At 70.8% G+C, this 12,835-nt stretch carries 12 protein-coding genes; 10 read left to right on the top strand and 2 right to left on the bottom strand.

Annotated elements, in window-relative coordinates; all coding sequences use genetic code 11:
• The first annotated feature begins 24 nt into the window (after window positions 1–24).
• The 8 genes from RGE_RS15870 to clpB all read left to right on the top strand — a co-directional run bounded on the left by RGE_RS15870 (window position 25) and on the right by clpB (window position 9,167).
• On the top strand, window positions 25–1,257 hold the full coding sequence (locus RGE_RS15870; RefSeq protein ID WP_014429460.1) for a pyridoxal phosphate-dependent aminotransferase: 1,233 nt from the start codon (window positions 25–27) through the stop codon (window positions 1,255–1,257).
• A gap of 46 nt (window positions 1,258–1,303) precedes the next feature.
• The gene (locus RGE_RS15865; RefSeq protein ID WP_014429459.1) at window positions 1,304–2,614 is read left to right on the top strand and encodes a homoserine dehydrogenase; all 1,311 of its coding nucleotides are present in this window, start codon (window positions 1,304–1,306) and stop codon (window positions 2,612–2,614) included.
• A complete protein-coding gene (thrC, locus tag RGE_RS15860) occupies window positions 2,611–4,029 on the top strand; it encodes a threonine synthase (RefSeq protein ID WP_014429458.1) in 1,419 nt (472 codons plus the stop codon). Before RGE_RS15865 ends, thrC begins: the two co-directional genes overlap by 4 nt.
• Entirely contained in the window at window positions 4,026–5,273 is a 1,248-nt protein-coding gene (locus RGE_RS15855) for a molybdopterin molybdotransferase MoeA (RefSeq protein ID WP_014429457.1), read from the top strand. The genes thrC and RGE_RS15855 overlap by 4 nt, the downstream gene beginning before the upstream one ends.
• On the top strand, window positions 5,270–5,521 hold the full coding sequence (locus RGE_RS15850; RefSeq protein ID WP_014429456.1) for a MoaD/ThiS family protein: 252 nt from the start codon (window positions 5,270–5,272) through the stop codon (window positions 5,519–5,521). The genes RGE_RS15855 and RGE_RS15850 overlap by 4 nt, the downstream gene beginning before the upstream one ends.
• A gap of 2 nt (window positions 5,522–5,523) precedes the next feature.
• Window positions 5,524–6,003: a molybdopterin synthase catalytic subunit MoaE gene (moaE, locus tag RGE_RS15845; protein WP_014429455.1), complete on the top strand. Its 480-nt coding sequence runs from the start codon at window positions 5,524–5,526 to the stop codon at window positions 6,001–6,003.
• Window positions 6,003–6,497 (top strand): flavin reductase family protein, encoded by a 495-nt coding sequence (locus RGE_RS15840; protein ID WP_014429454.1) that lies wholly within the window; start codon window positions 6,003–6,005, stop codon window positions 6,495–6,497. Before moaE ends, RGE_RS15840 begins: the two co-directional genes overlap by 1 nt.
• 75 nt (window positions 6,498–6,572) lie before the next feature.
• Window positions 6,573–9,167, top strand: a complete 2,595-nt coding sequence (clpB, locus tag RGE_RS15835) for an ATP-dependent chaperone ClpB (RefSeq protein ID WP_014429453.1) — start codon at window positions 6,573–6,575, stop codon at window positions 9,165–9,167.
• A 48-nt stretch (window positions 9,168–9,215) separates the two neighbouring features.
• Here the strand turns inward: clpB and RGE_RS15830 are convergent, their stop codons facing one another.
• Together RGE_RS15830 and gntR are read right to left on the bottom strand one after the other, a co-directional pair.
• On the bottom strand, window positions 9,216–10,493 hold the full coding sequence (locus tag RGE_RS15830; RefSeq protein WP_014429452.1) for a hypothetical protein: 1,278 nt from the start codon (window positions 10,491–10,493) through the stop codon (window positions 9,216–9,218).
• A gap of 94 nt (window positions 10,494–10,587) precedes the next feature.
• Window positions 10,588–11,622: an HTH-type transcriptional regulator GntR gene (gene gntR, locus RGE_RS15825; protein WP_014429451.1), complete on the bottom strand. Its 1,035-nt coding sequence runs from the start codon at window positions 11,620–11,622 to the stop codon at window positions 10,588–10,590.
• Window positions 11,623–11,796: 174 nt separating this feature from the next.
• On the opposite strand from gntR, the gene RGE_RS15820 reads away from it, so the two are divergent.
• Both RGE_RS15820 and RGE_RS15815 read left to right on the top strand, forming a co-directional pair.
• Window positions 11,797–12,306, top strand: coding sequence for a gluconokinase (locus RGE_RS15820; protein WP_014429450.1), 510 nt, complete (start codon window positions 11,797–11,799; stop codon window positions 12,304–12,306).
• Window positions 12,303–12,800 carry a TRAP transporter small permease subunit gene (locus tag RGE_RS15815; RefSeq protein WP_014429449.1) on the top strand — a complete coding sequence of 166 codons (498 nt, stop codon included), beginning with the start codon at window positions 12,303–12,305 and terminating at the stop codon, window positions 12,798–12,800. Before RGE_RS15820 ends, RGE_RS15815 begins: the two co-directional genes overlap by 4 nt.
• Window positions 12,801–12,835 lie beyond the last annotated feature (35 nt).

The following is a 12,835-nucleotide window of genomic DNA, read 5'->3' as shown; positions in this document are numbered from 1 at the left end:
GTTCCCTCACGAAAGCCGCCTGCCTTGAAGCCCATCGCCAAGTCCAGCAAGCTCGCCAACGTCGGTTACGACATCCGCGGTCCGGTGCTCGACAAGGCCCGGCAGATGGAGGAGGAGGGCCAGCGCATCATCAAGCTGAACATCGGCAACGTCGCCGCCTTCGGCCTGATGCCCCCCGACGAGATCGTCCGGGACATGATCCACAACCTGCCGTCGCAGGTGGCCGCCGGCTACACCGACAGCAAGGGCCTGTTCGCGCCGCGCAAGGCGGTCGTGCACTACACCCAGGAAAAGCGCATCTCCGGCGTGACCGTCGACGATGTCTACCTGGGCAACGGCGCCTCCGAGCTGATCGCGATGAGCATGAACGCCTTGCTCGACGCCGGTGACGAGGTGCTGATTCCCTCGCCCGACTACCCGCTGCACACCGCGGTGGTGTCGCTGTCGGGCGGCACGCCGGTGCACTACCGCTGCGACGAAGGCTCGGGCTGGCTGCCCGACCTCGACGACATCCGCGCCAAGGTGAGCGCCAACACCAAGGCCATCGTCGTCATCAACCCGAACAACCCGACGGGCGCGCTCTATCCGGTGGACCTGCTGAAGGACATCGTCGAGATCGCGCGCCAGCACCAGCTGATCGTCTTCGCCGACGAGATCTACGACAAGACGCTGTACGACGGCAACGAGCACACCAGCATCGCCTCGCTGGCCGACGACGTGCTCTTCGTCACCTTCAACGGCCTGTCCAAGAACTACCGCTCCTGCGGCTACCGCTCGGGCTGGATGGTGGTCTCCGGCGAGAAGCGCTACGCCAAGGACTACATCGAGGGCCTGAACATGCTGGCCTCGATGCGGCTGTGCGCCAACACGCCCGGCCAGATGGCGATCCAGACCGCGCTCGGCGGCTACCAGAGCATCAAGGACCTCGTCGCCCCGGGCGGCCGGCTGCTCAAGCAGCGCGACCTCGCCTGGGAGATGATGAACGCGATCCCCGGCGTCAGCGTCGTCAAGCCGAAGGCGGCGCTGTACATGTTCCCGCGGCTGGACCCCAAGGTCTACCCGATCGCCGACGACCAGCAGTTCGCCTACGAGCTGCTGGAGCAGGAGCGTGTGCTGATCGTGCAGGGCACCGGCTTCAACTGGCCCGACCCCGACCACTTCCGCCTCGTCTTCCTGCCCAACCTCGACGACCTGACCGAGGCCATCGGGCGCATCGAGCGCTTCCTCGCCGGCTATCGCAAACGCCACTCCCTTTAAGCCACCCGGGCCGCCGCGTCGGCCCCCGTTCCCGGAGAGACCCCGCATGAAACCCATCCAGGTCGGCCTGCTCGGCATCGGCACCGTCGGCAGCGGCACCTTCACGGTGCTCAACCGCAACCAGGAGGAGATCCGGCGCCGTGCCGGACGCGGCATCGAGATTTCGATGGTCGCCGACCTCGACGTCGAACGTGCACGCGGCATCGTCGGCGACCGTGCCCGCGTCGTCGCCGATGCCCGCGAGGTCATCGCCAATCCCGAGATCGACATCGTCGTCGAGCTGATCGGCGGCTACGGCATCGCCAAGACGCTGGTGCTCGAAGCGATTGCCGCCGGCAAGCACGTCGTCACCGCGAACAAGGCGCTGCTCGCGGTGCACGGCACCGAGATCTTCGAGGCCGCGCGCCTGAGGGGCGTGATGGTCGCCTTCGAGGCTGCGGTGGCCGGCGGCATCCCGATCATCAAGGCGCTGCGCGAAGGGCTGACGGCCAACCGCATCGAGTGGGTGGCCGGCATCATCAACGGCACGACCAACTTCATCCTCTCGGAGATGCGCTCCAAGGGGCTGGACTTCGCCGCCGTGCTCAAGCAGGCGCAGGCGCTGGGCTACGCCGAGGCCGACCCGACCTTCGACATCGAAGGCGTCGACGCCGCGCACAAGGCGACGATCATGAGCGCCATCGCCTTCGGCGTGCCGGTGCAGTTCGACAAGGCCTATGTCGAGGGCATCACCGCGCTGCAGGCGGCCGACATCCGCTACGCCGAGCAGCTCGGCTACCGCATCAAGCTGCTGGGCATCACCAAGCGCCGCCAGCACGGCATCGAGCTGCGTGTGCACCCGACGCTGGTGCCTTCGCAGCGCCTGATCGCCAACGTCGAAGGCGCGATGAACGCCGTCGTCGTGCAGGGCGACGCGGTCGGCAGCACGCTGTACTACGGCAAGGGCGCCGGCGCCGAGCCGACGGCCAGCGCCGTCGTCGCCGACCTGGTGGACATCACCCGGCTGCACACCGCCGATCCCGACCACCGCGTGCCGCACCTGGCTTTCCAGCCGGGTTCGCTGCAGGACACGCCGATCCTGCCGATCGACGAGGTCGTCACCTCGTTCTACCTGCGCCTACAGGTCGCCGACCAGGCCGGCGTGCTGGCCAAGATCACCGGCATCCTGGCCGAGCACGAGATCTCGATCGACGCCGTGCTGCAGCGCGAGAGTGCGGAAGGCGAGAAGCAGACCGAGCTGATCATCCTGACGCACGACACCGTCGAAGGCCGCATGCGCGCCGCGCTCGCGCAGATGCAGGCGCTGCCCACCGTGCTCGCACCCATCGTGCGCATCCGCAAGGAGGAGCTGAAGTGAAGTACCTCAGCACCCGCGGCGACGCCACGCTGCGCGGCTTCTCCGACATCCTGCTCGAAGGCCTGGCGCCCGACGGCGGCCTGTACCTGCCGACGCACTACCCGCAGGTCGACGCCGCGACGCTCGCGCGCTGGCGCGGGCTGTCCTATGCCGACCTGGCGTTCGAGATCCTGTCGCTCTATATCGACGACATCCCGGCCGCCGACCTGAAGCGGCTGGTGCACGCCACCTACACCGAGGCCGTCTTCGGCACGCCCGAGATCACGCCGCTGAAGCCGCTGGGCGATGGCCTCGCCCTGCAAGCCCTGTCCAACGGCCCGACGCTGGCCTTCAAGGACATGGCGATGCAGCTGCTGGGCAACCTGTTCGAGTACGAACTGGGCCGCCGCGGCGAGACGCTGAACATCCTCGGCGCCACCTCCGGCGACACCGGCAGCGCCGCCGAATACGCGATGCGCGGCAAGACGGGCGTCAACGTCTTCATGCTGAGCCCCCACGGCCGCATGAGCCCGTTCCAGCAGGCGCAGATGTTCAGCCTGCAGGACGCCAACATCCACAACTTGGCCGTCGAAGGCGTGTTCGACGACTGCCAGGACATCGTCAAGGCCGTCAGCAACGACCTCGAGTTCAAGCGCCGCCACAAGATCGGCACCGTCAACTCGATCAACTGGGCGCGGCTGCTGGCCCAGGTCGTCTACTACTTCGCCGGTTATTTCCAGGCGACGAAGACGAACGACGAGCGCGTGTCCTTCGCCGTGCCCTCGGGCAACTTCGGCAATATCTGCGCCGGCCACGTCGCGCGTTCGATGGGCCTGCCGATTCACCGCCTGGTGCTGGCGACCAACGAGAACGACGTGCTCGACGAGTTCTTCCGCACGGGGACTTATCGCGTGCGTGGCAGCGCCGAGACCTTCGAGACCTCGTCGCCGTCGATGGACATCAGCAAGGCGAGCAACTTCGAGCGTTTTGTCTTCGACCTGCTGGGCCGCGACGCGGCGCGCACGCGCGAACTGTTCGGTGCCGGCGTCTCGCAGCAGGGCGGCTTCACGCTGACTGCCGAGGAGCACGCGCGCTGCGCCGGCTTCGGCTTCGTCTCGGGCCGCAGCACGCATGCCGACCGCCTGGCGACGATCGCCGCCACCTGGCGCGAAACCGGCGTGCTCGTCGACACCCACACCGCCGACGGCCTGAAGGTCGCACGCGAGCACCGCGACGCCGGCGTGCCGATGATCGTGCTGGAGACCGCGCTGCCGGCCAAGTTCGCCGCGACGATCACCGAGGCGCTGGGCGCCGACGCACCGGTGCCGCCGCGCCCGGCGGCGCTGGCCGGGCTCGAGGCGCTGCCGCGCCGCTTCACCGTCGTGCCGCCCGACGCGGCGGCGGTCAAGGCCTTCATCGAGGCCCACGCCGGATGAACGCGCCGCAGCCGCTGATCTCGCTGGACGAGGCGCTGGCGCGCCTCGTGGCCGGCGTCGCGCCGCACCGCATCGTCGAGACCGAGTCGGTGCCCACCGTCGACGCGCTGGGCCGCGTGCTGGCGGTCAACGTGCTGTCGATGCTCGACGTGCCGCCGGGCGACAACAGCTCGATGGACGGCTGGGCGGTCAACACCGCCGACGTGCCGGCCGCCGGCACCGTGCTGCCGGTCTCGCAGCGCATCCCGGCCGGCGTCGTCGGCCAGCCGCTGCGCCGCGGCACCGCGGCGCGCATCTTCACCGGCGCGCAGATCCCCGCCGGCGCCGACGCCGTCGTCATGCAGGAGCGCTGCGAAGCGATCCCCGGCGAAGGTCTGGGCGCGGTGCGCATCGACGAACTGCCGGCCTTCGGCCAGTGGATCCGCCGCCGCGGCGAGGACGTGCTGCACGGCGCCATCGTGCTGCACAAGGGCAGCCGGCTGACGCCGCAGGGCCTGGGCCTGGCGGCCTCGGTCGGCGCGGCGACGCTGGCCGTCTGCCGCCGCCCGCGCGTCGCGCTGTTCTCCACCGGCGACGAGCTGGTGATGCCCGGCGAGCCGCTGAAGCCCGGCGCGATCTACAACTCCAACCGCTACACGCTGCGCGGTTTGCTGCAGGCCGGCGGCTGCGAGGTCACCGACCTGGGCATCGTGCCCGACCGCCTGGACGCCACCTGCACGGCGCTGGAGCGTGCGGCGCGTTTCCACGACCTGATCCTCACCAGCGGCGGCGTCTCGGTCGGCGAGGAAGACCACCTGAAGGCGGCGATCCAGGCCCGGGGCACGCTGGAGCACTTCCAGATGGCGATCAAGCCGGGCCGGCCGCTGGCCTTCGGCACGGTGCGCCGCGACGACGGCACTTCGGCGCTGGTCGTCGGCCTGCCGGGCAACCCGGTGTCGAGCTTCGTCACCTACCTGCTCTGCGTGACGACGGTGCTGCGCGCGATGCAGGGCGCGCCGGCGACGCTGCCGGCCGGGCTGCCGCTGCGTGCCGATTTCGGCTGGCCGCGCCCCGACCGACGGCGCGAGTTCCTGCGCGTGCGCCTGAACGAGCAGGGCGGGCTGGACCTCTTCCCCAACCAGGGATCGGGCGTGCTGACCTCTGCCGCCTGGGCAGACGGCCTCGTGGATATCCCGGCGGGCCAGCGCATCGTTTCCGGCGAAACGGTACGCTATCTGCCGTTATCCGAACTGATCGCCCGATGAAGATCCAAGTGCGCTACTTCGCCTCGCTGCGCGAGGCGCTCGGCCCCGGCGAGACGGTCGAGCTGCCCGAGGTCTCGACGCTCGGCCTGCTGCGCGACGACCTGGTCGCGCGCGGCGGGGCCTATGCCGACGTGCTGGCCCGCGGCCGCGCGGTGCGTTGCGCACTCAACCAGGTGATGAGCGACGAGGCGGCGGTCGTGCGCGACGGCGCCGAAGTGGCGTTCTTCCCGCCGGTGACCGGCGGTTGACCGTGTCGCGCGTCGCGATCCAGCACGAAGACTTCGACGTCGGCTCCCTGTTCCAGGCGCTGCACGCGGCCGATGCCGGCACCGGTGCGGTGGTCGGTTTCGTCGGAACCGTGCGCGGCCGTGACGACGGTCACGCCGTGCAGGCGCTGGAACTGGAACACTACCCGGGCATGACCGAGCGGGCCATCGAGGCCATGATCGACGCGGCCCTAGGCCGCTTCGGGCTGCGCGCGGCGCGGGTCGTGCACCGTGTCGGCCGCCTGGCGGCCGGCGAGAACATCGTCTTCGTCGGCGTCGCCGCCCCGCACCGGCGGGCCGCCTTCGAAGGCTGCGAGTTCCTGATGGACTATCTGAAGACCCAGGCGCCTTTCTGGAAGAAGGAAACGACGCCCGAGGGCTCGCGCTGGGTCGACGCACGTGCTGCCGACGACGCGGCGCTGGCCCGCTGGGGCCTGGACTCGGACAACGCCGCGAACGCCTGATGCACGCCCTGGACCCCTCCGACCCCAAGCAGCTGCGCCGCGCGCTGGGCCACTTCGCCACCGGCGTCACGCTGGTCACCTGCACCGACGCCGACGGCCAGCGGGTCGGCCTGACCGTCAGCTCCTTCCAGGCCGTCTCGCTGGACCCGCCGCTGGTGCTGTGGTCGCTGCGCGAGGCCAGCCCCAGCCTGCCGGCCTTCCGCCAGGCCGGTCACTTCGCCGTCAACGTGCTGTCCGAAGCCCAGCTCGGGCTGTCGCGGCGTTTCGCCTCGCCGGTGCCCGACAAGTTCGGCGAAGGCGACTGGCACGAAGGCGAGGGCGGCGCCCCGGTGCTGGCCGGCTGCGCCGCGGTCTTCGAATGCGAGACGGTGTCCTCCCAGGCCGCGGGCGACCACGTGCTCTTCATCGGCCGGGTCTGCCGTCTGGCGGATGACCCGGTGGCGCCGCTGCTCTACCAGGGCGGACACTACCGCCGGCTCGGCGACCCCCTCTGACGCGTGCGTCGGCACGCGGCGGCGGGCTTGAAAAGCCGCCGTCCAGCCCGAACTGCGGGGCAACGGAGGATTTCCATGCGTGCTGACAAACTGACGACGGCGTTCCAGCAGGCGCTCGGCGACGCGCAAAGCCTGGCCGTGGCGCGCGACAACCCCTACATCGAACCCTCGCACCTGCTCGCGGCGATGCTGCAGCAGCCCGACGGGCCGCGGGCGCTGCTCGAACGCGCCGGCGCCAACACCGGCGCGCTGACCACAGCGATGGAGACCGCGATCCGCAACCTGCCTCAGGTGCAGGGTGGCGGCCAGCCGGTCCAGCCCGGGCGCGACCTGATGGCGCTGCTGCAGACCGCCGACAAGGAAGCCACCAAGCGCGGCGACCAGTTCATCGCCAGCGAGATGTTCCTGCTGGCGCTGGCCGACGCGAAGACCGACCTCGGCGGCATCGTTCGTGGCCACGGCCTGACGCGCAAGTCGCTGGAAGCGGCCATCGAGGCCGTGCGCGGCGGCCAGAAGGTCGACTCGCCCGAGGCCGAAGGCCAGCGCGAGGCGCTGAAGAAGTACACGCTGGACCTCACCGAGCGCGCCCGCCAGGGCAAGCTCGACCCGGTCATCGGCCGCGACGACGAGATCCGCCGCGCGATCCAGGTGCTGCAGCGGCGCAGCAAGAACAACCCGGTGCTGATCGGCGAGCCGGGCGTCGGCAAGACGGCCATCGTCGAGGGTCTGGCGCAGCGCATCGTCAACGGCGAGGTGCCCGAGTCGCTGAAGGACAAGCGCGTGCTGTCGCTGGACATGGCCGGCCTGCTGGCCGGTGCCAAGTACCGTGGCGAGTTCGAGGAGCGGCTGAAGGCGGTGCTGAAGGAAGTGTCGGCCGACGAGGGCCGCATCATCCTGTTCATCGACGAGTTGCACACGATGGTCGGTGCCGGCAAGGCCGAAGGCGCGATCGACGCCGGCAACATGTTGAAGCCCGCGCTGGCGCGCGGCGAGCTGCACTGCATCGGCGCGACCACGCTCGACGAGTACCGCAAGTACGTCGAGAAGGACGCCGCGCTCGAACGCCGCTTCCAGAAGGTGCTGGTCGACGAACCCAGCGTCGAGGCCACCGTCGCCATCCTGCGCGGGTTGCAGGAGAAGTACGAGGTGCACCACGGCGTCGAGATCACCGACCCGGCGATCGTCGCCGCGGCCGAGCTGAGCCACCGCTACATCACCGACCGTTTCCTGCCCGACAAGGCGATCGACCTGATCGACGAAGCCGCGGCCAAGATCAAGATCGAGATCGACTCCAAGCCCGAGGCGATGGACCGGCTGGACCGCCGCATGATCCAGCTGAAGATCGAGCGCGAAGCGGTCAAGAAGGAGCAGGACGAAGCCTCTCAGCGCCGCCTCGGCCTGATCGAGGACGAGCTGCTGAAGCTGCAGCGCGAGTACAACGACCTCGAGGAGATCTGGACCGCCGAGAAGGCCCAGGCCCAGGGCAGCGCCCAGGTCAAGGAAGAGATCGACCGCATCAAGTTCCAGATCGAGGAACTCAAGCGCAAGGGCGACTTCAACCGCGTCGCCGAGCTGCAGTACGGCAAGCTGCCGGAGCTGGACAAGCGCCTGAAGGAAGCCCAGGCCAAGGAGGCCGGCAAGGCCAAGGGCGGCCAGGGCCCGCAGCTGCTGCGCACGATGGTCGGCGCCGAGGAGATCGCCGAGGTCGTCTCGCGCGCCACCGGCATCCCGGTCAGCAAGCTGATGCAGGGCGAGCGCGACAAGCTGCTGCAGATGGAGGCCAAGCTGCACGAGCGTGTCGTCGGCCAGGACGAGGCGATCTCGGCCGTCGCCGACGCGATCCGCCGCAGCCGTGCCGGCCTCTCGGATCCGAACCGGCCGCTGGGCAGCTTCCTGTTCCTCGGCCCCACCGGCGTCGGCAAGACCGAACTGTGCAAGGCGCTGGCCTCGTTCCTGTTCGACAGCGAGGACCACATGATCCGCGTCGACATGAGCGAGTACATGGAGAAGCACTCGGTGTCGCGGCTGATCGGCGCGCCCCCGGGCTACGTCGGCTACGACGAAGGCGGGGCGCTGACCGAGGCCGTGCGCCGCAAGCCCTACAGCGTGCTGCTGCTCGACGAGGTCGAGAAGGCTCACCCGGACGTCTTCAACGTGCTGCTGCAGGTGCTCGACGACGGCCGGCTGACCGACGGCCAGGGCCGCACGGTGGACTTCAAGAACACCGTCATCGTGATGACCAGCAACCTGGGTTCGCACCTCATCATGCAGATGAGCGGCCAGCCCAACGAGGTCGTGCGCGAGGCGGTCTGGGCCGAGGTGAAGAGCCACTTCCGGCCCGAGTTCCTGAACCGCATCGACGAGACGGTGGTTTTCCATGCGCTCGACGAAAAGCACATCGAGAACATCGCCCGCATCCAGCTGAAGGCGCTCGAAGCGCGGCTGGAGAAGCTGGAGATGAAGCTCGAGGTCTCGCCGGCGGCGCTGGCCGAGCTGGCCAAGGTCGGCTTCGACCCGGTGTTCGGCGCACGCCCGCTCAAGCGCGCGATCCAGCAGCGCATCGAGAACCCGGTCAGCAAGCTGATCCTGCAAGGCCGCTTCGGGCCCAAGGACGTGATCCCGGTGGACGTGGTCGACGGGCAGTTCGGCTTCGAGCGCACCGTGCACTGATCACGGGCCGCTGCACACGACGCCGCCTTCGGGCGGCGTTTTGTTTCGTCAGACCGCCCCGCTGGGCGGCGGCGTGATGCGCTCGAGCTGCATGCGCGCCAGCGTCAGCGCGTTGGCCGTGCCTTGCAGCACCAGGTGCAGCACGACGCCGGGGTGGCCACGCACCGGGTACAGCAGCAGGTGCTGCTGGTCGTAGCTGATCGCCGCCTGCGGCGGTGCCGAAGCCAGGCCCAGCGTGCGCGCCGCGCCGGCCATCGCGTCGAGCAGCAGCGCACCCTGGCTGGCCAGGCGCTCGGGCGGTGGCGTGCTGCCGGCATGGGCCAGCGCGCGCTGCGATCCGAGGTCGAAGATGCAGCCGCTGACGGCGCTCTTCACGCCGACGCAGCGCTGCACGTAGTCGGCCCACAGCGCCGCCACCGGCGCGGCCACCGGCCGGGCCGGCGCCGACGGCGCCGCCAGCCGCGAGCCCGACATCGCGCTGCTGGCCGGCATCAGGTCCATCGCCATCGTCGGCGCCTCGGGCAGCGGCACCGGAGGCGTCGGCAGCGCCTGTTCGATGTCGGTGTTCAGCGCGGTTTGCGCGGCGCCGTGGCCGCTCATGCGGTTCCAGGTGCCGCTGATGAAGGACCAGGCGTCGTTGGGCCGTGCCGCCAGTGGCGTCACGCGCACCGCGATGCCGCTGGTGCCCACCAGGCGCGCGGCCTGCGCGGCCAGCGTGCCGGCCGAGGCCAGCGGCAGCAGCAGCAGGTCGCGGTTGGGCCAGGGCGCACGCGCGATCGCGTCCTGCAGCGGCTGCAGCAGCGACTGCAGCGCATGCGCCGGCAGCTCGCCGATCATCAGCACGCCCAGCCGGCTGCGGCCCAGCAGCACCAGCGCCAGCGCCTGGCGCGTCTGGGTATCGGCCGTGAGGTCGGTCGAGTAGATGCGCACGTGGTTGCCGTCGGCCAGCGGCACCTCGACAAACTGCACGACGGCGAGCGCGACGCCGTGGCCCTGGCGGCGGATCGTCAGCCGCTGCACGCGTGCACCGGCGGCCCCGGCCAGCGCGCCCAGCAGGTGCAGCGAGGCCTTGGTGCCGACGTCGTGCAGCGTGATGAACTGCGGTGCCTGGCGCTCGAACTGCTGCTGCAGCGCGCTCGCCGGGTCGGTGCTGACGAAGAGTTCGACCTGGTCGTCGGCGATGCGCCGGCCGACGTCGCGCAGGCCCTGGCCCAGGTAGTCCTCGCGGTCGCGCACGATCTGCGTCGCAGGCGCGAGCAGCTCGGCGTTGCGGCTGGGGCGGTAGGCCGGCGGTGGCCAGGGCAGGTCGTCTTGGGAGCGGGGCATGGCGCGGGGCTGGGGCCGCCCGGCGGACGGCTCGCGTCATCATAGGTAAAGCGACTCCCCCGGCCGATCAAGGATATCGGCTCTAGGGGGGCGCTCAGGTGCTGCCGCGCACGACGAGCTCGTAGCCCAGATCCAGCGACGCCGGCTCGACGGCCTCGCCGCGCATCAGGCGCAGCAGCATCGTCGCCGCGGCGCGGCCGATCTCGGCGCGCGGCGTGCGCACCGTGGTCAGCGGCGGCAGCATCTGATCGCTGCCGGCGAGGTCGTTGAAGCCGGCCACCGCCAGGCGGCCGGGCACCGCGACGCCCAGGCGCAGCGCGGCGAGCAGGCCGCCTTGCGCGAGGTCGTCGTTGCAGAAGAACACCGCCTCGACGTCGGGCCGGCGCGCCAGCAGCCGCTCGAGCAGGCGCGCGCCCAGCGCCAGGCTCGACGGCGCGGGCTCCAGCAGTTCCAGCCCGGGGTCGTGTGCGCCGGCGGCGCGCAGCGCCTCGCGGTAGCCCTCCAGGCGCTGCAGCACGCGCGGGTCCAGCTGGGCACCGACGAAGGCGATGCGGCGCCGGCTGGCGGCCAGCAGGTGCTCGGTGATCGCACGGCCGGCGGCCTGCTGCGACAGGCCGACGCTGTACTGGCCGGCGCTGGCCGAGGTCTCCATCAGATGCACGCAGGGCACGCCGCTGGCGGCGATCAGCGCCGCGGCGTCCGGCGTGCGGTCCAGCCCGGTGACGAGCAGCCCCGACGGGCGATGCGCGAGGTAGTTGCGCAGCAGCGCCTCCTCCTCGGCGGCGTCGTAGTGGGTGACGCCGATCAGCGTCACGTAGCCGGCCGGCATCAGCGTGCGCTGCACGGCGTCGAGCAGGTCGACGAACAGCGCGTTGGACAGCAGCGGGATCAGCACCGCGACGTGCGCGCTGCGCGCCGAGGCCAGCGCCCGTGCCGCCGGGTCGGGCACGTAGTGCAGCCGGGCGGCGGCTTCCTGCACGCGCAGCACCAGCGCCGGGTCGACGCCGCGTGTGCCGCGCAGCGCGCGAGAGGCGGTGATCGGGCTCACGCCGGCTTCGCGCGCGACGTCGGCCAGCGTCAGGCGGCCGGTGGCACGGGAGCGGCGTTGGCGTTCTTCGTCGTGCGGCATTGCGGGTAATCCCCAGGTCGGAAGCTCGGGCGAGTGACAGTAGGATAGCGCTGTCCGGCTTTTCTTCCTCTTTCTTTCCTCCCGATTTTCCCCTCGTTTAATGCGGCCCCGTCGGTCTGTCGATTCGACGCCTGCGGCTGCAGTTCTCGAACTCGAAAGATAGCGCTGTCCAATATGCAATCGATCGTCGTCATGGGTGTCGGGGGCTGCGGCAAGTCCAGCCTGGGCGCAGCGCTGGCCGACGCGCTGGGCTGGCCGCTGATCGAGGGCGACGACTTCCACCCGCCGGCCAACATCGAGAAGATGCGCGCCGGCCGGCCGCTGGACGACGACGACCGCGCCTGCTGGCTGGCGGCGCTCGGCGAACAGCTGCAGCGCCATCCGGGCGGCGCGGTGCTGACCTGCTCGGCGCTCAAGCGCCGTTACCGCGACACGCTGCGCGCCGCGGCCCCGGGCCTGCGCTTCGCCCACCTGGTGCTGACGCCCGAGGCGGCGCGGCTGCGTGTCGCCGCCCGCCCCGGCCACCCGTTCCCGCCCAGCCTGGTCGACAGCCAGTTCGCGGCGCTGGAGTCGCCCGAAAACGAGCCCGGCGTGCTGAGCCTGGACGCGATGCAGCCGCTGGCCGCGCTGCGCGCGACGACGCTCGAATGGCTGGCCGCCGGCGACGAGGAGAAGACCGCATGAAATCCGCATCCTTCCAGCGCGCCGCCGAAGCCGCGATGGCCTTGTGCCTGGCGGTGATGGCCGCCGCCGTCTTCGTCAACGTCGTGCTGCGCTACGGCTTCGGCAGCGGCATCGCGGCCAGCGAGGAGCTGTCGCGCCTGCTCTTCGTCTGGATGGTGTGCATCGGCGCCACCGCCGCCTATCCGGCGGGCCAGCACATGGCCTTCACCGGGCTGGTTCGCCTGCTGCGCGGCCGGCCGCTGGCGTTCGCGCTGCTGTCGCGGCTGGTGCACGCGCTGGTGGTGCTGGCCGCCGGCATGGTCGGCTGGGGCGCCTGGCAGCAGGTCTTAGTCGGCCTGGACAGCGTCAGCGTCGTGCTCGGCTATCCGACGGCGCTGCTGCCGCTGCCGGCGCTGCTGGCCTGCGGCGCGATCGCGCTGATGGCCGCGGCGCAGCTCGTGCGCGGCACGCTGCTGGACCTCGGCCATGGCGCCGACGAAGCCGACGCCGTCTGAAGGAAGCGCCCGTGGACACCGCCCTCATCGCGCTG

It is taken from the genome of Rubrivivax gelatinosus IL144, from assembly GCF_000284255.1.
Taxonomy (GTDB): Bacteria; Pseudomonadota; Gammaproteobacteria; order Burkholderiales; family Burkholderiaceae_C; genus Rubrivivax; species Rubrivivax gelatinosus_A.
This window is presented reverse-complemented; position numbering and strand designations above follow the sequence as displayed.